21 protein-coding genes are annotated in these 20617 nt (G+C 57.1%); 18 read left to right on the plus strand and 3 right to left on the minus strand.

Annotated elements, in window-relative coordinates:
* Positions 1-4 precede the first annotated feature (4 nt).
* The 9 genes from BCS37_RS04370 (at position 5) to BCS37_RS04410 (ending at position 9304) form a co-directional block, all read left to right on the plus strand.
* Positions 5-718, plus strand: a complete 714-nt coding sequence (locus BCS37_RS04370; RefSeq protein WP_069180330.1) for a Stp1/IreP family PP2C-type Ser/Thr phosphatase — start codon at positions 5-7, stop codon at positions 716-718.
* Positions 715-1986, plus strand: coding sequence for an FtsW/RodA/SpoVE family cell cycle protein (locus BCS37_RS04375; RefSeq protein ID WP_069180331.1), 1272 nt, complete (start codon positions 715-717; stop codon positions 1984-1986). The genes BCS37_RS04370 and BCS37_RS04375 overlap by 4 nt, the downstream gene beginning before the upstream one ends.
* Positions 1979-3388 carry a peptidoglycan D,D-transpeptidase FtsI family protein gene (locus BCS37_RS04380; RefSeq protein WP_069180332.1) on the plus strand — a complete coding sequence of 470 codons (1410 nt, stop codon included), beginning with the start codon at positions 1979-1981 and terminating at the stop codon, positions 3386-3388. The genes BCS37_RS04375 and BCS37_RS04380 overlap by 8 nt, the downstream gene beginning before the upstream one ends.
* A 68-nt stretch (positions 3389-3456) precedes the next feature.
* Positions 3457-5208 (plus strand): Stk1 family PASTA domain-containing Ser/Thr kinase, encoded by a 1752-nt coding sequence (gene pknB / locus BCS37_RS04385; RefSeq protein ID WP_069180333.1) that lies wholly within the window; start codon positions 3457-3459, stop codon positions 5206-5208.
* Positions 5209-5215: 7 nt separating this feature from the next.
* A complete protein-coding gene (rsgA, locus tag BCS37_RS04390; protein ID WP_173862587.1) occupies positions 5216-6091 on the plus strand; it encodes a ribosome small subunit-dependent GTPase A in 876 nt (291 codons plus the stop codon).
* A 9-nt stretch (positions 6092-6100) separates the two neighbouring features.
* Positions 6101-6811, plus strand: coding sequence for a ribulose-phosphate 3-epimerase (gene rpe, locus BCS37_RS04395; RefSeq protein ID WP_069180334.1), 711 nt, complete (start codon positions 6101-6103; stop codon positions 6809-6811).
* Between the two features lie 11 nt (positions 6812-6822).
* The gene (gene queC, locus BCS37_RS04400) at positions 6823-7509 is read left to right on the plus strand and encodes a 7-cyano-7-deazaguanine synthase QueC (protein WP_069180335.1); all 687 of its coding nucleotides are present in this window, start codon (positions 6823-6825) and stop codon (positions 7507-7509) included.
* Positions 7509-8300, plus strand: a complete 792-nt coding sequence (gene folE2, locus BCS37_RS04405) for a GTP cyclohydrolase FolE2 (protein WP_069180336.1) — start codon at positions 7509-7511, stop codon at positions 8298-8300. The genes queC and folE2 overlap by 1 nt, the downstream gene beginning before the upstream one ends.
* A 23-nt stretch (positions 8301-8323) precedes the next feature.
* Positions 8324-9304, plus strand: coding sequence for a lysylphosphatidylglycerol synthase transmembrane domain-containing protein (locus BCS37_RS04410; RefSeq protein ID WP_069180337.1), 981 nt, complete (start codon positions 8324-8326; stop codon positions 9302-9304).
* A 55-nt stretch (positions 9305-9359) separates the two neighbouring features.
* On the opposite strand, the gene BCS37_RS04415 is transcribed toward BCS37_RS04410, so the two are convergent.
* Positions 9360-10010, minus strand: a complete 651-nt coding sequence (locus BCS37_RS04415) for a hypothetical protein (protein WP_237142736.1) — start codon at positions 10008-10010, stop codon at positions 9360-9362.
* On the minus strand, positions 9976-10197 hold the full coding sequence (locus tag BCS37_RS04420; protein WP_069180338.1) for an Ada metal-binding domain-containing protein: 222 nt from the start codon (positions 10195-10197) through the stop codon (positions 9976-9978). The genes BCS37_RS04415 and BCS37_RS04420 overlap by 35 nt, the downstream gene beginning before the upstream one ends.
* Before the next feature lie 268 nt (positions 10198-10465).
* On the opposite strand from BCS37_RS04420, the gene BCS37_RS04425 reads away from it, so the two are divergent.
* From BCS37_RS04425 to BCS37_RS04460, 9 genes are all read left to right on the plus strand, one after another.
* Complete coding sequence (locus BCS37_RS04425) at positions 10466-10918, plus strand: CtsR family transcriptional regulator (RefSeq protein WP_069180339.1); 453 nt, start codon at positions 10466-10468, stop codon at positions 10916-10918.
* 60 nt (positions 10919-10978) lie between these two features.
* Positions 10979-11509: a UvrB/UvrC motif-containing protein gene (locus BCS37_RS04430; RefSeq protein WP_069180340.1), complete on the plus strand. Its 531-nt coding sequence runs from the start codon at positions 10979-10981 to the stop codon at positions 11507-11509.
* Complete coding sequence (locus BCS37_RS04435) at positions 11499-12569, plus strand: ATP--guanido phosphotransferase (RefSeq protein ID WP_069180341.1); 1071 nt, start codon at positions 11499-11501, stop codon at positions 12567-12569. The genes BCS37_RS04430 and BCS37_RS04435 overlap by 11 nt, the downstream gene beginning before the upstream one ends.
* Positions 12570-12582: 13 nt before the next feature.
* Positions 12583-15087 (plus strand): ATP-dependent Clp protease ATP-binding subunit, encoded by a 2505-nt coding sequence (locus BCS37_RS04440; protein ID WP_069180342.1) that lies wholly within the window; start codon positions 12583-12585, stop codon positions 15085-15087.
* Entirely contained in the window at positions 15077-15226 is a 150-nt protein-coding gene (locus tag BCS37_RS12100) for a hypothetical protein (protein WP_173862588.1), read from the plus strand. Before BCS37_RS04440 ends, BCS37_RS12100 begins: the two co-directional genes overlap by 11 nt.
* A 32-nt stretch (positions 15227-15258) precedes the next feature.
* Positions 15259-16635 (plus strand): DNA repair protein RadA, encoded by a 1377-nt coding sequence (gene radA, locus BCS37_RS04445; RefSeq protein ID WP_069180343.1) that lies wholly within the window; start codon positions 15259-15261, stop codon positions 16633-16635.
* A 53-nt stretch (positions 16636-16688) separates the two neighbouring features.
* The gene (locus BCS37_RS04450; protein ID WP_069180344.1) at positions 16689-18323 is read left to right on the plus strand and encodes a flagellar hook-length control protein FliK; all 1635 of its coding nucleotides are present in this window, start codon (positions 16689-16691) and stop codon (positions 18321-18323) included.
* Between the two features lie 20 nt (positions 18324-18343).
* Positions 18344-18889, plus strand: a complete 546-nt coding sequence (locus BCS37_RS04455) for a flagellar hook assembly protein FlgD (RefSeq protein WP_069180345.1) — start codon at positions 18344-18346, stop codon at positions 18887-18889.
* 138 nt (positions 18890-19027) lie between these two features.
* Complete coding sequence (locus BCS37_RS04460; RefSeq protein ID WP_237142737.1) at positions 19028-19441, plus strand: hypothetical protein; 414 nt, start codon at positions 19028-19030, stop codon at positions 19439-19441.
* Positions 19442-19496: 55 nt separating this feature from the next.
* Here the strand turns inward: BCS37_RS04460 and BCS37_RS04465 are convergent, their stop codons facing one another.
* On the minus strand, positions 19497-20399 hold the full coding sequence (locus BCS37_RS04465) for a LysR family transcriptional regulator (RefSeq protein ID WP_069180347.1): 903 nt from the start codon (positions 20397-20399) through the stop codon (positions 19497-19499).
* Between the last annotated feature and the right edge of the window lie 218 nt (positions 20400-20617).

The following is a 20617-nucleotide window of genomic DNA, read 5'->3' on the forward strand; positions in this document are numbered from 1 at the left end:
ATACATGATAGAGGTTTCGAGTGCATCGGATATCGGGCGCGTGCGAACATCGAACGAGGACAGCTACGGCGTATTCTCTCCCGCCGTCTATGTTGTTGCCGATGGGCTCGGCGGGCATGCGGCGGGCGAGGTGGCAAGCCGCATGGTGGTCGCTGCCGTGCACGATATGGCGAACGAAGGGCAGGAGATCGATACGGCGGCGCTGAAGACTGCCGTCCTGCGTGCCAATCAGCAGGTGTTGGATGCTGCCGCCGGGAACTCTTCGTATGAGGGAATGGGTTCGACGGCAACCATACTTCACGTAGATGAGCATGCGGGGATGGCGTATTATGCGCACGTCGGTGACAGTCGTCTTTATCTGCTGCGGCATGGCATCTTCCGTCAGGTTTCACGCGATCACTCCTATGTGGAGGAACTCGTTGCGCGCGGGCAGCTCAGCGAGGTGGAGGCACAGCACCATCCACGCAAGAATTTGCTCCTGCGTGCCGTCGGCATCGAGGAACATCTCCATGTGGATGGTGACTCTTTTCCGCTTGCGGCGGGCGATCGTCTTCTCCTCGCAACGGATGGACTGACGAATATGGTGGATGACGATGAGCTTTCCTCCTTGCTCGGAGGCAATTTTGCGGATGTTGCGGAGCGCATGGTGGAGCGGGCGCTCGCAGGGGGCGGCAGTGACAATATCACGGCGATCGCCCTCGCGTACGAAATACCATGACCGGCGGATTGAAGTTTGCGCCCATTGGGATTCTCCTCTGTGCACTCAGTGTCCTGCTTTTGAAACAGGGGGCAGGCACACCGGGCTGGGTGTTGGACTGGCGTGTACAGCTTGCGTATCTGCCGTGGCTCGCCCTCCTTATTTGTACAGGGGCGGCAAGCTATGTGCTTGCGGCGCGGCGCAAGCTGGACTGCGTTCCGCTCGCACTTGCCTATGTTTTGCTCGGTATCGGCCTCGCGGAGATCGCGCGGCTGAAACCCGAACTCTTCGCGGTGCAGCTGCGCTGGGCGTGTGTCGGCATTGTGTTCTGGGCGCTTGTTGTACTCTTCTGGGCGCGTCTGCGGCGTATGCTTTCCTATCCGTACGTACTCGGGCTTCTGACAACGGTCATTTTGCTGCTTCCCCTGATCTTCGGTGTGAGTATTGGCGGGAATAAGAACTGGATTGCGCTTGGATCGTTTTCCATGCAGCCCTCGGAGTTTGGCAAAATTCTGCTCATCTTCTTCCTTGCGGCATATCTTGCCGACCATCTCGCCGTACTGACACTCCCCGCGCGCCGTTTTCTCTTCCTCCGTCTGCCGCCTGTGCGCTTCATTGCGCCGCTCATCGCACTCTGGGGACTCGCTGTGCTCATGTTCGTCATCGCGCATGATCTCGGCTCTGCTCTGCTCTTTTTCGGAATGGCGGTACTCATGACCTATATGGGGACGGGGCGCAAATCCTATGTATTTCTCGCAGGGCTTTTCATCCTTGTCGCAGCGGGGCTCAGCTACGCGCTGTTTGGACATGTTCGCGTACGTTTTGATATCTGGCTGCACCCGTGGGCAGACCCGAACGGAATGTCCTATCAGGTTGTGCAGTCGCTCTTTGCCATTGGCTCAGGCGGGGTCTGGGGGACGGGCTTTACCGAGGGGCATCCGCTCCTCATTCCCGAGGTGCACACGGACTTCATCTTTTCCGCGATTGCCGAGGAGTTCGGGTTGATCGGTGCTGTTCTCCTACTTATGGTTTACGCGCTGATCTTTTGGCGGGGCAGCCGTATTGCGATGGGACTGCCCCGTGTAGAGGAGGCATTGCTCGCAGCGGGCTGTGCAGCGAGCCTTCTTCTGCAGGCATTCATCATCACGGCGGGCGTGACAAAACTTCTGCCGCTCACGGGCATAACGCTGCCGTTTGTCAGCTACGGCGGCAGTTCGATGGCGGCGAGTTTCGTTCTTGTCGGTATCTTGACAGCACTGTCGGGGGAGGCTAAGGCAGCGGATGGCTGATCGAAAAATCCGAAAGCATATCGTGGTCGCGGCGGCTTTTCTTCTTGCACTCATCGGTGTTCAAATTCTCTATCTAGCAAAGCTGAGTGTGTGGGATGGCGATGCACTTGCGGCACACCCGCTCAACACGCGCAGTGCGCTCATGGAACAGGACATTCGGCGCGGGCGCATCATCGATCATAATGGGCGTGTACTTGCGGAGAGCGACACGACAGGACGACGCTCCTATCCTTATGGACGCATCCTTGCGCCTGTGACGGGCTATCAGACGGAGCGCTACGGTGCGACCGGAGTGGAGCAGGTGACGGGACAGGAACTCAGTGGTGTCACCACTGATGTGGCGCATATGGGCCCTCTGCGCACACTCCTGCGTGCGGATGCAGGCTATGATGTAAGGCTGACCGTGGATGCGGAGCTGTCGGAGGCAGCGTGGAATGCGCTGGGCTCACGGCGCGGTGCTGTCGTCGTACTGGACGCAGCAACGGGTGCAGTTCTTGCGATGGTGAGTGCCCCCTCGTTTGATCCCGCCTCTGCAGAGCAGCAGTGGAATGAGCTCTCGTCGCGCGCGGACAGCCCCCTCGTGAATCGTGCGGCACAGGGGCTCTACCCGCCGGGTTCGACGTTCAAGACGCTGATCGCGGATGCCGCACTCGAGGCAGGGGTGACGAATGTTGATGAAGTATTCACCTGTACAGGGGAGCTTGCCATCGGCAAGGACTACGTGCTGCATGAAAGTCACGGCGAGGTGCACGGGAAACTGCATCTCGCAGATGCCCTGCGCGAATCCTGCAACGTTACCTTTGCGACGCTGGCTCTCCGACTCGGTGCGAGCGGACTCTCGTCTGCGTGCGAGCGCTTCGGCATTGGGACAGAACTCACCTCCCCTGAGCTGCCGATGACACGGGCACATGTTCCCGCGCTGAAAGACCTCAGCGACGGTGAAATCGCCCAGCTCGGAATTGGACAGGGAGCTCTGCTCGTGACACCGCTGCAGATGGCACTCGTTGCGGATGCATTCGCCAATGGCGGACGTATCATGCAGCCGTATCTCGTCGAGCAGGTTCTGACAACGCAGGGGATGCCCCTCTATGAGGCAAGCCCCGCCGTCTGGCGGACGGCGACTACGGCAGAACGTGCGGCAGTCATTGACGGCTATATGGCGGATGTTGTTGCGGCGGGTACGGGCACGGCGGCAGATGTCTCTGGCGTGCGTGTCACGGGCAAGACCGGTACGGCAGAGAATGCGAGCGGAACCGATCATGCATGGTTCATCGGTTCGGCGGAGCGCGGCGGACGAAAGATCGTCATGGCAGTTCTCGTGGAGGAGGGCGGCTTTGGCGGAAGATCGGCAGCCGGAATCGCGCGTACGGTGATACAGAAACATTTTGAAGGGCTGCGATGAAGTCATTGCGGGATACCCTTTCTGAGATAGAGGCTTCGGCAGTGGCAGAGGCGTTAGGAGGAACGATCATGGTTGAGCGTGTCTTGGATGGACGTTACGCACTGGAGGCACTGGTCGGCAGCGGCGGCATGGCGGATGTCTATCGGGCAAAGGATCAGCTCTTGGAGCGCACCGTCGCTGTCAAGATTCTTCATCAACAGTATGAGAACGACACGGAGTTCATCGCGCGGTTTCAGCGCGAGGCAAAGGCGGCCGCGCGCATTACGCATCCAAACATCGTCAATGTCTATGATGTCGGCGTCGCCGAGGGGCGTCATTACATTGTCATGGAGTACGTTCCGGGACGTACTCTGAAGGAGCGCATCAAGGAGGAAGGCCCCGTGCCCGCACCGCAGGCACTGCAGATGGCTCGCCAGATTGCAGGGGCACTTGCACAGGCACACGCGAACAACCTTGTGCACTGCGACATCAAGCCGCACAACATCCTCGTCATGCCTGACGGCAACGTGAAGGTCGCGGACTTTGGCATTGCACGTGCCGTCACGGAGTCCACGATGACCTACAATGACAACATCATGGGCTCGGTTCACTACTTCTCGCCCGAGCAGGCACGCGGGACGATCATTACGCCAAAGTCGGATGTCTACTCGCTTGGTGTCGTGCTCTACGAAATGTTGACGGGGCGGATTCCGTTCGACGGCAATACGGCGGTCAGCATTGCGCGCAAGCATCTCGAAGAGGAACCGCAGCCCGTGCGTGCTCTCGTGCCAAGCATACCACCCGTTGTGGAGGCTCTCGTGACACGCATGATGGCAAAGGAGCCGGCGCTGCGTCCAGACAGCCAATTACTCGCTCAGGACATTGCGCGCACGGAACAGATGATGCGCGGCGATACGGCTGTGGTGCCGTCGTTTGACCCCGACGCTACGCGTGTACTCACACCCGTGGAAGCACAGGAGATCGGTGCGATCGCCGAGGCGGAAGAGGGAGCAGCGAATGAGGAGGAAAAATCCTTTTTCCGTACCAAGGTATTTAAGCTGGGTTTTGTTCTCATCCTCCTCATGGGGTTCTTTACGGGATTCTTTCTCAGTTTCGGCAAGTTCTGGAGTTCCGTTGAGATCACCGTGCCTGACGTGACAGGAAAGCAGCTGACACTCGCACGTCAGATTCTGGAAGATCAGAATTTGCGTGTCACGGTCGCGGAAACCTATGATGCCTCCGTACCTGTGGGCGTAGTGGTATCACAGACGCCTGAAGCAGGGACAAAGGTCAAGGAGGAGCGTGCGATCACGATCTACGTCAGCAAGGGCGGTGAAGAGCTTGAGATGCCAAATTTGCGCGGACTGAAACAGTCGGACGCAATCGACAGGCTTCAGAAGATGGGGCTGCGCCTTGGTTCCGCGTATGAGACCTTCTCCGATGAGGACAGCGGCACGGTCATCTCGCAGGATCCGCGCAGCGGCACGCGCATCAGCAAAGGGCAGACGGTGGACATCACTGTCAGCAAGGGGCAAAAGATCAAAAAGGTCGCTGTTCCGAATGTGAAGGGCGTACCATCCGACCGTGCACGCACAATGCTCGAGGGCAGCGACCTGAAGGTTGGCGGTATATCCGAGGAGGCAAGCACACAGGCCGCCGGAACCGTTGTCAGTCAGTCGCCCGCAGCGGGGGCGGAGGTGGACTCCGGCAGTGCCGTCAGCCTTGTCGTATCGAGCGGAAGCAAGGCTTCTGCCAACAAGGAGGAGACGAAGGGCGGCGATGCGAAGAAGCCTGAAAAGGATCCTGCCGGACGCCGTATCCAGACCGAGAAGACAGAGTAGGGAGTGTATGGTGGCAGAGCGCGGACGTATCCTGAAGGTCTATAACAATGTGCTCCACGTTGCGGCAGAGGATGTCATCATCCTCTGCAAGCTGCGCGGCAAACTCAAAAAGGGGCGCAGTGATATGGGGCTCGTCCCAGGGGATCTCGTTGTATTTGAACGCATATCGCCAGAGGAGGGGGTGATCGAGCAGATCGAAGAACGTACGAACCTCCTGCAGCGTCCGCGTGTGGCGAATCTGACACAGATCGTCATCACGGTCGCGGCGGCATCGCCCGATCCGCATCCGCTTGTCGTGAGCCGCTTCCTTGTGCTTGCGGAGCTCTCCGGAGTTCGGAAGATTGTTCTCTGCGTGAACAAGATGGATCTCTGCTCGGGAATACCGGAGGAATTTCTTTCGGAATATGAGGCAGCGGGCTATCCTGTTCTGCGTGTTTCGGCAGAGCAGGGCACGGGACTGGATGAACTGCGGCAGTACCTCGCGGGGGAGATCACGGTGCTTGCGGGGCCGTCGGGTGCAGGGAAGTCCTCGCTGCTCAATGCCCTCGATCCCGCGCTTGCGCTTGCCACGGGAGCAGTCAGCGAGAAGATCGGGCGCGGGCGTCATACAACGCGGCGCGCGGAACTGCTCCCCTTTGCAGGAGGATATGTGGTCGACACGCCGGGATTTACTCAGCAGGAGTTGACGGAGGTTGCACCTGAGGCACTGGCGCATTGTTTTCCGGAATTTTCCGCACATACGGGCTGCCGCTTCACGCCGTGCAGCCACAGTCATGAGCCGGACTGTGCCGTCAAGGCGGCAGCGGCGGCAGGAGCACTTTCGCGTGCACGGCACGATGCCTATCTCGCATTGCTCACCGAACTACAATTGAAAAGAAAATAGGAGAACCCAATGGCACACGAACATGAACACGGATATGAAGAGGAAATGCAGGAGGAGCACGTCCACATCGAGCGTCCCACGATCATTGCCCCGTCCATCCTTTCGGCAGATTTCGCCAATCTCGGCGCGGATGTGCGCCGTGCGGAGGAGGCGGGCGCGGAGTACGTCCACATTGACGTGATGGATGGGACGTTCGTGCCAAACATCACGCTCGGCCCCTGCGTAGTCGAGAGTCTGCGCAAGGTCTCCAAGGCGGTCTTTGATGTACACCTTATGGTCGAACATCCAGAGACCCATATTGAGTCGTTTGCAAAGGCGGGTGCGGATATCATCACGTTCCACGTCGAGGCGACGCACCACGCCCATCGCGTTATCCAGCAGATCAAGGCAGCGGGCTGTAAGGCGGGGATTGCGCTCAATCCAGGTACCTCCATCTACAGTCTGGAAGAACTGATCGACGATGTTGATATGGTTCTCCTCATGACGGTCAACCCCGGATTTGGCGGTCAGAAGTTCATCGAGAACACGCTTGGAAAGATTCATGCACTGTATCACACAGTGATAGACAATGAACTGGATGTTGACATTGAGGTCGACGGCGGCATCAATGCAGAGACGGCGGAGTCCGTGCGTTCGGCAGGGGCAAATATACTCGTTGCAGGTTCTTACATCTACGGCGCGAAGGATATTGCGGCCGCTGTTGCTTCGCTGCGCGGATAAGAGGGGACGAAATGACGGAAAAGGCGGTAATCCTGCTCTCGGGCGGCCTTGACAGCTGTACCTGTATGGCGGTTGCTTGCGCCGCCGGCTATGAGCTCTATCCCATCAGTTTTAATTATCATCAGAGGCACAACCGCGAGCTCGATTGTGCAAAGCGGATTGCAGCACATTATCATGCGGCGGAGCACCTTGTCATCGAGACGAATATGAACGCAGTCGGCGGCTCGGCACTGACTGATGAAAATATCGCAGTGCCGGCGGGAGAAGCGGAACGGACGGAGATCCCCGCGACCTACGTGCCCGCGCGCAACCTCATCTTTCTCAGCTATGCGCTCGGCTATGCAGAACGTGTGGGTGCGCAGCATCTTTACATCGGTGTGAATTCCATTGACTACTCAGGATATCCCGACTGCCGTCCGGAATTCATTGCCGCATTTCAGGCGGCGGCGGACGCGGCGACGGCTGCCGCGTCCGAGCGAGGACGGCGCATTGTTGTTGAGACGCCGCTGCAGCATCTCTCGAAGGGCGATATCATTCGTCTTGGCACGGAACTGGGGGCGCCCTATGATCTCACGACGAGCTGCTATCGTGGCAGGAAAGAGGCGTGCGGTACCTGCGACAGCTGCGTCCTGCGTCTGCGTGGTTTTGCCGAGGCGGGGCAGCGCGATCCGATTCCATACGCGGCAGGAGTGCGATGATGCTGGACGTACAGAACCGTGAGGACGGTCGTGGCATCGCGATTCAGCGCGTCGGCGTCAAGGAGGTGCGACTGCCCTTCCTCATCAAGAAACAGAGAGGGGGCTATCAGCAGGTGCTTGCACGCATCGTATTCACCGTCTCCCTGCCGATGGAGTTTAAGGGCACGCACATGAGCCGCTTCCTCGAAATCCTCCTGCCGTGGAGCGAGAAACCACTCGCAGAGGAGGAGATGGACGCGATGCTCACGGAGGCTCTGGATCGTCTCCATGCCGAGGCGGCGGAGGTTTCGCTTGCGTTTACCTATTTTATTGAGAAACGCGCACCCATCAGCGGACGTATGTCGCTGCTCGATGTGGATGCCTCCTTTACGGGGCGCAAGCGGCGCAATGAGCCGATGCAGTTCGAGCTTGGACTTACAATGCCATTTACCTCGCTTTGCCCATGCAGCAAGGAGATCTCTGCATACGGGGCACACAACCAACGCTCTGCGGCACGCGTGCGTCTGCGCTACAAGGAGGGCGTGCCGTGCATCTATATCGAGGAATTGGCCGCATTACTCGAGCGGCAGGGGTCTGCGCCGATCTATCCGATCTTAAAGCGTGCGGATGAGAAACATGTCACAGAGGCGGCATACGAGAATCCGAAGTTTGTCGAGGACATCCTGCGCGACAGTGTTCTCGCTCTGCGCGCACTGCCGGGGCTTGCATATTTTGCGCTGGAATGTGAGAATGAGGAGTCCATTCACAGTCATAACGCCTTTGCGGCGCATGAAGAGTATCTATCTGAGTAGAAGAGAGGGGGAGAGCGTAGAGCATGAGTAAATTTGCGCGGCGCTTTCTCCTTCTTTTTGTCCTCGTTTTTGGCATTTCTGCCGCAGTTATCTATACAACGGTGGACATCAATACACTCCAGAATCTGACGCGCTTTCACCCGTGGTCGCTTCTATTGGCGCTCCTTGCCGTCGGGTTTGGGATGTTCTTCGATGGCAGCCGCCTCATGCACCTCGTTAAGATCTCCAATGAAAAAATCACCTTGTACCAAGCAGTACAGGTGATCTTCGGCAATTATTTTCTCGCACTTCTCACGCCGGGAGCGACGGGTGGTGCGGTTGCACAAGTCATGTTTCTGCGCCATGCGGGTGTGCCCACAGGAAAGGCGGCGGTGCTCGTCATCGTGCGCACGCTGCTCTCGATCTTCTTCCTCGCGCTCTGTATGCCGTTCATCTTTCTGCATGACGAGGGCATCGTCCCCGGTGTGTCGAACGATATTTTGATGGCGGTGACACTCGCGGCCTTTCTTGGCATTGTATTCACCGTTGTGGGAGCGCGGCGCGGCTTCCTTGACTACGTTGTCGTCTGGATCGCACGCCGTCTGCATGATAAGAAACGGCATCAGCTTTTCGGTCTCTATCGCGACACAAAGAGTGCGATCTCTCTTTTGCTCGGTGCGCCGCGTCAGATGCTCGTTGTCTTCCTCGAGTCGGGGCTGAATCTTCTCTGCATCTACGCCGTTGTACCGTGTCTCCTGCTTGGGCTCGGCGTCACGGATGCGGACTGGTACACCGTTATGGGGCGCATGATCTTTCTCAACATGCTTCTCTACTTCAGTCCGACACCGGGCGGCTCCGGCATCGCCGAGGGTGGGTTCGTCCTCCTCTTTGCTGCGACCGTTCCCGCCGGCACTGTCGGTATCGTCGCTGTCTGCTGGCGGCTTATCGCCGAATACCTCCCGTTCCTCATCGGCTTTTACTACACCGTTACCGTCTTTGGCCGCGAATTTTTGCGGCGATACTGATGCTTTGTTCACTGCGCCGTTCATAACGGCGCTTTTTCTTTGAGCAAATGTTGCATCAAGTACGATTCAGGGAATCCCACGGATATTCCTCTAAGCCGAACTTCTCGTTCATGCGCCCCATTATGTCGTAATGACAGGCAATCCTTTCGGCGTAGGTTCTATGTTCCCATGGCGGGGAGCTCAGACGATTGAAAAAGTCTGTGGCACCATAGAGGATTGTCATGAAAAACTCTTTTTCCGGCAATGTATATCGTTTGTCACTCCAATTGGTGCGAACGATGACGAAATTATGACCACATTCTTTGATGGATATTTCACATGGACATCCCCAGAATCTGCAGGTTGCTTTTCCTGCATGGAGAACTTCATCCACGGATTTTACCAGATTGTTCCAGAGAATATCCACATAATCCCAGTTCCTCAGCGTCAATATGGACTGGTCGTAGTAATTCAGTATAATTGCTCCCTCGATTTCATCATAACCGATGTATTTTGCAATTTTACGGATACCTTCTTCATCGTTTATATTGATGAAAGTTCCAGGAGGAATATTTTCTAAGGCGGTAACTTTTTTCTTGGGGTGCAGTAAAAATGACTGATAGGAAAACATTTTGTCGATAATCACAGCAGCTGCCTGTCTTTCCATAATGTAACGTGCTGTTTGCGGCATTTTACGGGCGGCATACTCCGCAGGGGGCGTAACCATCGGCAATGGCCGCCTCGCGTGAGTTGTAGTGTACGAAGTGCGGTGCGTCGGGATGCTTGATTGTGCGGCAGGTCGCGTAGTGGAACTTGCCGGACTTTGTGTTGGCAAGATAGTCCGTCGCAAGGGCAGGGACTGCGGCGGTCAGTACGACGGCGGTGAGGGAGGCGAGGGCAATCTTTTTGAGCATATGGATTCTCCTTTTAGGAATGGTTGATAAAATGAACTCCATCGAACTGGGGCAGAATTTTGTCCCGATAAATAATTATGACTTAAAACTTATTATATCGCAAGAGAAAAGTACCGTTTCTCTTTGAAGCTTCTCGGTCGGCAGTATGATCATATAAAGATATCGCAAAATATATCGCTCCTTGATATAATTGGTACTTGCTAAAAGTCAAAAAAACAAATATAATAGAGAAAAGCACAATTAAGGAAGTACCAGAGAAGGTGATACGATGAGCAACATTGCCGATATGATCGAGTCCTACATCCTCCGTCAGCTTGCTGCACGGCAGGACGGTCAGGTGGAACTGCGGCGGACGGATATCGCGGATGAGATTTCATGTGCACCGTCGCAGATCAGTTATGTGCTCTCCACACGGTTCACGCAGGATCGCGGCTTCGTAGTGGAATCGCGGCGCGGACTCGGCGGGTTCATCCGCATCGTGCAGGTGCCGCTGCGCGATCTCGTCTATCAGGATATGCTGTCAAAGATCGACGAGGACACCGATATGGAGACGGTGCAGTCGATGGTGCGTTACCTCGCGCAGCACGGCATGGTGGAGACGCGTGAGGCGGCACTCCTAATGCAGATGGTAACAGGCCTTTTTCACTCGAAGACGCTTGCGCCAAAGGAGCGTGTTCAGATGCTGAAAACAATGATATTGACGCTAGAGAACTTTAGATAGTTATTCGATATATATGAACAGGAGAACTAAATTCTTTGGTGAGCGACGGAAGGGAATGCAATGATTTGTGAGGAGTGCGGCCGCAATGATGCGATTGTGCACATTGTGCAGATCGGTCCGGGCGGTCGGAGCGAGAAGAATATATGTATGAGCTGCGCGGCACGCTATGGGGCGTCAATTCTCCGCGCGCAGCAGGAGAATGTTTCGGCGGAGGACTTCCTGAAGGGAATCTTCGGCAGCAATCAGCAGGAGAGCACCGCTGAGGAGGACGCACCGCATATCACGTGTCCGAACTGCGGCATGAAATTCCAGGACTTTCCGCAGACGGGGCAGATTGGCTGCTCGGTCTGCTATGAGACATTTCATCATGAACTCACGCCCCTCCTGCGGCGAATCCACGGATCGAGTGTTCATCGCGGCAAGATCCCGCGCCGCTCGGGGAGCTCGATCATGCTCCGTCAAGAAGCTGAGCAGCTGCGGGCACGCCTGAAAGAGGCAGTTGCGCGTGAGGAGTACGAGAAGGCGGCGGAGTACCGCGATCGGATTCGCGGCCTGGAACGGCGCATGGAGGAGCAGTCCTATGGCAGTTGACGAACTCCTGCAGAGCAGCCGGCTCTCGTGGTTCGGCGGAAGCGGCGCGGACAGCGATGTCGTCATCTCGAGCCGCGTACGCCTTGCGCGCAACCTCGTGGGACTGCCGTTTCCGGGGCGCGCCGATCACGGTCAGTTGGCGGAGATTCGGCAGACACTGGATGCTGCCTTTGCAGAGATCGGTGCCGAGTTCGGTCAGGAATTTGACCGTCTCACACTTGATCAGCTGACTGCACTCCAGCGCAGTGTGCTGATTGAGAAGCGTCTCATCAGTGAAAAATTTGCCGAGACACAGGCACACCGCATGGCATACATCAGTGAGGATGCCTGTGTCAGCATTCTGGTCAACGAGGACGATCACCTGCGCATTCAGGTCATGGCGCCGGGGCTCTCGCTCGGACAGGCGTTCGAACGGGCATCACACGTGGATGACTACATCGAGGAGCGGCTCGATCTCGCCTTTGACGAGACGATGGGGTATCTGACGGCATATCCGACGAATCTCGGGACGGGGCTGCGCGCCTCTGTCATCCTTCATCTGCCGGGGCTTGTCTACACGCACAACATCGAAAATATTGTCAATACGTCGCCCCAGCTTGGCCTCGCCGTACATCCGCTTGAGGGCATCGGCGAGGGGGCACATCTCTACAAGGTTTCCAACCAATTCACCCTTGGGTACTCCGAGGCGGAGATGATTGAGAACCTGCAGGCGACGGTGGGGGAGATTGCCGCCCATGAGAGACGTGCCCGCAAGGCGCTTTCCTACTTTGGGAAGGACGGTGTGGAGGACGGCGTATGGCGTGCCTTTGGCATTCTGTCCTACGCGCGCTCTCTGACGGAGCAGGAACTTTTCGCGCTCATCTCGCGTGTGCGTTACGGTATTGACCGGGGGATCATCAAAGAGGTGGCACCGGAGTGCTGTGCAGAGATCATCGTCGCGGGACGCGACAACTATCTCAAATACGCAGCGGGAAACGAAAATCTATCTGCGGGGGAAATCAGCGCCATACGTGCTTCGCGTGTGCGCGCGATCTTACAAAAATACAGCATACAGGGATGAGGAGGGGGACAGCTTGAACTACCGTCAATTTTTTACACAGGCGGCCATTAAAGCCGTAGAGTTTTCACAGTATATCGCGCAGCGGCGCGGCAAGGGGTACATTGGAACCGGCCAGCTTCTGCTGGGTATCCTGCATATGCGTGACACAATCGCGGCAGAGACGTTGGATAAATTCGGCGTGGACTACGACAGTGCGGAGCAGGTCATTCGGCGTTCGGACGGTTTTCAGGATGTCCTGCATCCGGCGGAGGATGTCCCCTTCTACACACGGCGTGCACAGCGCGTCATGCAGGGAGCGATTGATACCGCACGTGAGGAGCGTTCCTTTGTGACCACAGAGCATATCCTGCTTAGCCTGCTTACGGAGGCGGACGGTACCGCAGTGCACACAATTGAGGAGCTGGATGTCGATGTTGAGGCACTCCAGAGTGAGGTCGTAGAGCGCATGAGCGATGCGGAGGAGTCCAAGGATAAGTCCGCGCGCAGAAAACCGAACAAGGGCGAGCGCAAGGGACTGCCTGCTTCGATCAAAAAATACGGGCGCGATCTCATCGACGTCGCACGTGCTGGGGGGCTGGACCCCGTGATCGGGCGTGCGGCGGAGATCGACCGCGTGATTCAGATCCTCGCGCGCCGCACGAAGAATAACCCCATTCTCCTCGGTGAGGCAGGGGTCGGCAAGACCGCCGTCGCAGAGGGGCTTGCCCAGCGCATTGCGGACGGCGAGGTGCCGTTCCTGCTTGAGGACAAGCGTGTCATCACCTTATCGATGACAGCGCTTGTCGCCGGAACGAAGTACCGCGGCGAGTTCGAGGAACGTCTTAAAAATGTGGTGGATGATGTCATTAAGGCAAAGAATATCATCCTCTTCATCGACGAGATTCATACACTCATCCGCGCCGGCGGCGCAGAGGGCTCATTGGATGCGGCAAACATCCTGAAGCCTGCCCTTGCCCGCGGCGAGATGCAGATTGTCGGTGCGACGACGCTCAGTGAGTACAAGAAGCACTTCGCAAAGGACAGTGCACTCGCACGCCGCTTCCAGACCGTCATGGTGGAGGAGCCGAGCGAGGAGGATGCAGAACTGATTCTCTTCGGACTGCGCGGCAAATACGAGGAGTTTCACCATGCACGCGTCGAGGACGCCGCTGTTCGGGCAGCTGTGCACCTCGCCAAGCGCTATATTACGGATCGCTATCTGCCGGACAAGGCGATTGACCTCATGGATGAGGCAGCGTCGCGCGTGCGCATGAAGACTGTCGGTGATACGGATCAGCTTGCGGGGCTGCGCACGGAGATTGCAGAGATTGTCAAGGAAAAGGATGCGGCAATCAGCGGGCAGGACTACGAAAAGGCGGCGCAGCTGCGTGACCGCGAGCAGGAACTGCGCGCACAGCTGGAGGCATCGCGCCGTGGTGAGGATCAGCGTGCAGAGATTCTGGTGACGGAGAACGATATCGCGGATGTTGTTGCACAGTGGACGGGGATCCCCGTGCAGCGCATTGCGGCAAAGGAGTCCGAGCGTCTGCTCGCCCTTGAAAAACAAATTGGACGCCGTGTCATCGGTCAGGATGAGGCGGTGCGCGCCGTATCGAAGGCTGTGCGCCGTGCACGTGCAGGGGTGAAGGATCCGCGCCGCCCCATTGGCTCTTTTCTCTTCCTCGGCTCCACGGGAGTCGGCAAGACGGAGCTGGCACGGGCACTCGCTGAGTCCGTCTTTGGCTCAGAGGAGGCGATCATCCGCTTCGATATGTCCGAGTACATGGAAAAGCACACGACCGCACGCCTCGTTGGTGCACCTCCGGGCTACGTCGGCTACGAGGAGGGCGGTCAGCTCACGGACGCTGTGCGCAAGAAGCCGTTCTCCATCGTTCTCTTTGACGAGGTGGAGAAGGCACATCCCGATGTGTTTCATATGCTTCTGCAGGTGCTTGAGGATGGACGGCTCACGGACGGGCAGGGGCTCGTCACGGATTTTCGCAATACAATCATCATCATGACCTCGAATGCGGGTGCGAACCATCTGCGCTCGACCACGGGGACGATCGGCTTCTCGATTGGTCAGCAGGCAAAGGATACGGATGAGGAGCGCGCGAAGAAGCGCGTCATGGAGGAGGTCAAGAAGATCTTCCGCCCCGAATTTCTGAACCGTGTAGATGATATGATCGTATTCAACGCACTCGGTGAGCCCGAGCTGACGAAGATCGTGGATATCCTCCTGCGCGATGTGAAGGCACGCCTTGCCGAGCAGAAGATCAATATTGAGGTCAGCCCGTCCGCGAAGCGCGTTCTCATCTCGAAGGGGACGGATGTCAAATTCGGGGCACGGCCTCTTCGCCGCGCCATCCAGAAGAACATTGAAGATGCGCTTGCAGAACATATCCTCGCGCGTGACTTTACGGCGGGAGATGTCATCTCCGTCCGCAAGGCGGGCGACGGGCTGGACTTCGTCAAGAAGGACACGAGCCGCAACAAGCGCGTAAGGGGCGAGAAGCAGGCCTCCTATCATGAAGCTTGAGGAACGCCGCAACGTTTTGGCACCGCGGTCATGTGGGGCGCGCGCAGGAGATTTCCTGCTCAATCTGGGCTGGTCACTGTACTGGCTCGCGCGTTCTGCTGTGCGCGCGCTGATGAAGCAGCATCGGAAGGGACTGTAATACACAGTCCCTTTTCTTTTGTAGGAGTGTATATGGCAAAGAAGAAAAAAACAGCATACGTTTGTCAGAACTGTGGCTATGACACCTCGAAGTGGATGGGGAAATGCCCCGGCTGCGGTGCGTGGAATTCGATGGTGGAGGAAGTCGTGGTGCCCGCCGTTGAGGAGTGCCGAGGCGTTGGTACGGGCAGCGCGGAGCGCCCACAGCCCATCGGGGAAATTGCCGTCGCGGATCTGCCGCGTTTTTCGACCGGGTCGGGAGAACTCGACCGTGTGCTCGGCGGGGGCGTAATCCCCGGATCGATGGTGCTCATCGTCGGTGATCCAGGCGTCGGCAAGTCGAGCCTTACGCTGCGTGTCTCGGCAGATATTGCACGTGCGGGACAGCGTGTCCTCTATGTGACCGGCGAGGAGAGTGCACGGCAGATTCGCATGCGTGCAGACCGTCTGCAGGCCATTGCGGACGATCTGCTCGTTGTCAGCGAGACAAATCTCGATGCAATCTGTGCCCATGTGGAGCACGAGCATCCCGCACTCTTCATCATCGACTCCATCCAGACCATGTATCGTCCCGATATCGAGAGTGCGCCCGGCAGCGTCTCACAGGTACGAGAGTGCGCCATGGAACTGATGCGTGTGGCGAAAAATGCGGGAATTGCTGTCTTTGTCATCGGTCATGTGACGAAGGAGGGGAGCCTCGCGGGTCCGCGCGTCCTCGAGCACATCGTCGACACCGTGCTCTACTTTGAGGGCGAACGCAACGCCGAGTATCGCGTACTGCGCGCCGTAAAGAACCGTTTCGGCAGCACAAACGAACTCGGCCTCTTTGAGATGCGCGATGTCGGACTCGTCGATGTGCCGGATGCGTCAAAGCTGTTTCTCTCAGAGCGTGCAATGGAGAGCGGTTCCATCATTGTACCGACGGTGGAGGGAACACGTCCGCTGCTCGTCGAGGTACAGGCACTTGTTGCGCCGACTCCGTATCAGCCGCCGCGTCGGACAGCGGACTCCGTGGATGTGAAGCGGATTCAGCTCCTTCTCGCCGTACTCGAAAAGCGCGTGAAGCTCCCCATTGGAGCCGCCGATGTCTATGTGAAGGTTGCGGGCGGCATACGTCTCGACGAACCTGCCGCCGATCTTGCACTCTGCGTTGCCATGGCATCCAGCTTCGCCAATCGTCTGCCGCGCCCGCATATGGTCGTCTGCGGTGAGGTCGGGCTTTCGGGTGAGGTACGCGCCGTCTCGCAGGCAGAGCTGCGCGTCGCCGAGGCGCGGCGGCTCGGATTCAAAGCAGCCCTCCTGCCAATGAAGAACTATCGGCAGCTCAAAGGGAAATTCGAAGACATGGAGCTCTTCGGCGCGGAGACCATCGGAGACGCACTCAAATGTGCCATGCCCAAAAATATTTGACTTAAGAAATGATGAATTCATTCCGATAAATAAGTAGAAGAGGTGATGTGTAGATGAATGCAAGTAATCTCATGGCTGTATCTCCGGCTGATGGGATCTCTGCGGGAGCAGGGGCGTCAAAGGGACGCGCCGCGTCCGTGGGGAATCGTGCGCAAGTAACCTCAGGGAAGAATTCGTTCAGCGATACATTTGGCGCGCTGCAAAAGGGAATGACGGCAGGGGCGGCAAAGACAGAGACGCGTGAGACTCCCACTGCTGCGGCACAGACGAAGGTACCGCAGGCGGGCAGCACAGCGACGTCGCAGAACACACAGGATGTGACGGCAGAGACACCGAAAACTGCCGATGAAACACAGGCTGCGAAGGGCACGGAGAACGTATCAGCGGATGATGCAGCCGCCGTTGTGGCAGCGCTTGCGGCACTCGTGAACGCGGATGCGGCGATCGTGGATACCAATGTGAACGAGGGGCTTGATGCCGCACTCACGGAGATCCTTGAACGCTACGATCTGACGGCGGACGCGCTCGGTGATACAAAGCTGCAGAATGCCGTGCAGAATCTCCTGCAGCAGATGCCCGAAGAGACGGCGAAGAGCCGTAATTTCCTCCTCGCACTCGAAGGGCAGCCGCTCGCGCAGGAGACTGCCGACCCGGCGGCACAGGGGGGAAGTGAAGGTGCTGTTCTGCGCATGACAGCCCTTGATTCAGTACTTCCCATGCAGCTGCGTGCGACGCTGAATACAGCGTCCCTACCGACGGAGGCACAGGTGCCTGTGGTCGATATAAGCGAGTTTTCAACAGCGAATGCCGCGCAGCGCAGTAATGTAGCCGCAGCGCTGAATCCAGAGGCACAGACGGCACTCCTTGGAGCTCAGCGCGAAGGGACACAGAACGTAGGACGGTCGGCGGCAGAGCTCATCGGCGAGAATCTGACGACAGAGGATTCTGCAGCCAACCCGCTCACGGTGCTCGCACAGCGTACCATGCGCCATGATGCTTCGCAGGGCGATGCCGCAGGGCAGGAGGCGCAGCAGGAGCAGCTGCCGGGTGAGTCACAGCAGCCCGTACGTACAACAACGACCGCTCCGCTCGAGCTTCCGACACGTGCCGCAGAGCCCTCGATGCAAGGGACACCGCAGCCCATTGCAGCGCAGACAGGAACGACACCTCCCGCACAGGAGGTCAGCATTCCCGCATCGACACAGGAGACGCAGCGTCCGCAGCCGGACTATGAGATCCCTCGTCAGATCGTGGAGCAGGCACGGCTTCTGCGCTCGTTGAACGACACGCAGATGGTCATTCGTCTGCGTCCCGAACATCTTGGAGAGCTTACGCTGCGAGTCTCGGTTGGCTCGAACGGTGCTGTACAGGCATCGTTCCACAGCGACAACGCCCAGGTACGCAACGTGATTGAAAACTCCCTCGTTCAGCTCCGTCAGGAACTGAACAATCAGGGACTCAAGGTTGATCGTGTCGGTGTTTACGCAGGTCTCACGGATGGGCAAATGCCGCAGGGACAGGGGCAGGAAGCATGGCAGCAGAGCAGCAGCCGACAGAGCGGAACACAGCAGGTCTACGCGCGCGGCGATGCTGATGACTATCTCGATGAGATCGATGGTCTTGCGCCGCTCGCGGCAGAGGAGACCGGCGGCAGTGTCGGAAGTGATGGCGTGGACTATCGCGTCTAGCGGTTTGAGGAGGAAATATCGTGGCAAGTTCAAATCCCCTGAATACAATCAACGTCGGCGGCGTTGTCCAGAAGCTGTCTGACTACGAGGCAGCGCAGAACCAGGCGAAAGCGAAGGATAAGAAGAATGACGCGCTCGGCAAGGACGCGTTTCTCCAACTGCTCGTCACACAGATGAAGTATCAGGATCCTCTCGATCCGCAGGACAACAGCGAATATCTCTCGCAGCTCGCGCAGTTTTCCGCACTCGAGCAGATGACGAACGTCTCCAAGGGTCTCGAAAATGTCTCGAAGATCGTCGACAACATCAACTCCTCCGTTCTCATTGGACAGTTGAGCGGTATGATCGGACAGCCTGTTCAGTGGAACACCGTGGTCAAGGGCGAAGACGGAAAGCCCGTGAAGGACAGTGACGGAAAGGTTAAGACACAGAGCTACGAAGGCAAGATCATCGGCGTCAGCATCACCGACGGTCAGCCGAGTGTCATTGCCGATGTGAACGGCAAGACACATCAGGTTCAGGTATCCGAGATTGTGCGCGTTGGTCGTCTCAAGGCAGGATCCTAAACAAACGAATCACATGAGATACCGCCGAAGAACTGCTTCGGCGGTATTTTATACTTGCATAAAAATTCTTCATCTATTATAATGTGGTCATAACATCCCAAGGGAAAATGGGATGGAGATGAAATGGAGGGAACCATTATGGCAATACCGGCACTCAGAAGCGGCGGCTTCGGTTCAAGTCTCTTTCAGCGCGCGAACCGTGAGGCACAGCGCATCGGCGGACAGGTGACCCATGAGAAAATGCAGGAGGTCGCGTCCGTCATCGGCGGCTCGAATTTCGGCACCGGCACGAAGCTCGGCAAGGGGCAGTTTCATCAGACGCAGAACCGTGTCGCTCAGGAGGGAGCGCAGAGCACCTCGCGTGCGGCGCAGAAGTCCGTGGAGAACATGGATCCAAGGCGTCTCGGCACGAGCCAATTCCAGCGCACGAACCGCGAAGCACAGCAGATCGGCGGGCAGGTGACGCATGAGCTTATGGAGCAGGTCAAGCAGGCGTATGCGACCAGCCATCCGGTGCAGAATCTCGGTAAGAATGTAGATATTGCTGCATAGTCCGGACATGAAAATAACCCGTGAAGATTCAATGGGTGAGTCTTCACGGGTCGTTTTAATTTGTGGGCAAAGGTTTTTCCGTATTGTCGAAGCGGCGGATCAGGAATTGCTGAAAACAGATCGCCGCAGGGGGGAGCTGCCGCTGCGTGTTCCACGCAACGCCGACCGCACGCTTGCAGATCGGGAACGAGACGGGGATGTAGCGCAGCTCCGGATGCTCGACCCCCGCGAGTTTTGGCAGGAGGCTCACGCCAAGTCCCGCCGCGACGAGTCCTGAGATTGTCGATACATCATCCCCCTCGAACGTAATCTCGGGATGAATGCCCGCAAGATCGAAGAATTGATCGACGAGGATGCGCAGACTGTAGCTGCTCTTCATCGCGATCAGTGGTTCATCTTCAAGTTCGCGCAGATTGATCCGCTTGCGGTCGGCAAACGGATGCCCGAGCGGCACGGTGACGAAGAGCTCCTCCGACCAGAGGTAGACCCATGCGCTGTACTCCGTCGTTGGAATCGTGGAGCAGAGACCGAGATCTGTTTCCCCTGCCGCAACCTGCTGCGCCAGTGTGGATGAGTCCTGCTGATTCAACTGTACGCGGATATCGGGGAAGCTCGCGCGAAAGTCCTGCAGGATATGAGGCAGAACGTAACTGCCAAGCGAGTGGATGAACGAGAGCTTAAATTCGGTGGAAACCTCCGCGCGCGCACTGCTCGCCTCTTCACGGGCACTGTCTACCTCGCGCAGAATGCGGTCTACGCGGCGAAGAAGCCGTTCTCCCTCCGACGTCAGCTCGATCTCGCCCTCATGACGCTTAAAGAGGGGGATCTCAAGATCTTTTTCGAGCTTTGCCATCGAGCGGCTGAGTGCGGGCTGTGTCACGTCCAGCATCCGTGCTGCGCGCGTAAAGTGGCGAATGTTTGCCATAACTTGAAAGTATTTTAATTGTGCAAGTTCCATTCAGTCATTCCTTTCTGGTATTATATTATATCTGTAGAAAGAATAATATTCAATGAAGAAAAGGTAATTTTCTATATAGCTTTTTCATATTTTCTATTACCGATTGGTATAAGATGTACTTATGCAGAAAGTGCTTAGGCCGCATAAAATTGTAAGGTTATTTTTTTGTGAAAAACGATATATTTAATAGAGTGGAACTACAACTTGTTATATGAAAA

It is taken from the genome of Selenomonas sp. oral taxon 920 (assembly GCF_001717585.1).
GTDB lineage: Bacteria > Bacillota > Negativicutes > Selenomonadales > Selenomonadaceae > Centipeda.